Origin of the sequence: Vibrio sp. Vb2131, assembly GCF_033338535.1 — a bacterium.
GTDB lineage: Bacteria > Pseudomonadota > Gammaproteobacteria > Enterobacterales > Vibrionaceae > Vibrio > Vibrio alginolyticus.
The window spans coordinates 1-555 of the sequence record NZ_JAWOSW010000135.1 but is presented as its reverse complement, the minus strand read 5'-3'; the positions used below and the strand labels follow the sequence as shown (position 1 = coordinate 555).

General features: G+C 44.5%; 1 protein-coding gene. It reads right to left on the bottom strand.

Features of this window, described 5'->3' with window-relative positions; all coding sequences use genetic code 11:
* The coding region (locus tag R7E38_RS23240; RefSeq protein ID WP_318082203.1) for a secretin N-terminal domain-containing protein at nucleotides 1–555 on the bottom strand (555 nt) is incomplete at both ends.

Below are 555 nucleotides of genomic sequence, written 5' to 3'. Positions count from 1 at the left end.
TTACCATTAATAGAAGTGAAGCCCCAACGAATACCTAACTCGTCCATGTTACCTTCACTGATGGTCACAATTCGGGCTTCAATTTGTACTTGTTTGACTGGGATATCGAGCGATTCAATGATTTCGCGAATAACGGCGATGTTCTCTGGCAATTCTCTGATTAATAGCGAATTGGTTCGCTCATCAATGGTCATACTGCCACGCTCTGACAACATGCTAATGTTGCCTTCACCATTGATCATCTCTGCAATATCCGAAGCTTTAGCAAAATTGACTTTGATGATTTCTGATGAAAGTTCCCCCATTTCTTCCGTCAGCTTTTGTTTTTCTAACTGCTGCTTCTCGCGCAAATCCAGCTCATCGGTCGGGGCGACCAAAATCACGTTGCCATCAACACGCTTATCTAACCCTTTCACTTGCAAGATGATGTCGAGAACTTGCTGCCACGGCACACCATCAAGACGCAGTGTAAGGTTGCCTTCGACAGAATCCGAAACCACCAAGTTAAACTGGTTGTAATCTGCAATCAGCTGCAAAACGTTACGCACAGGAATG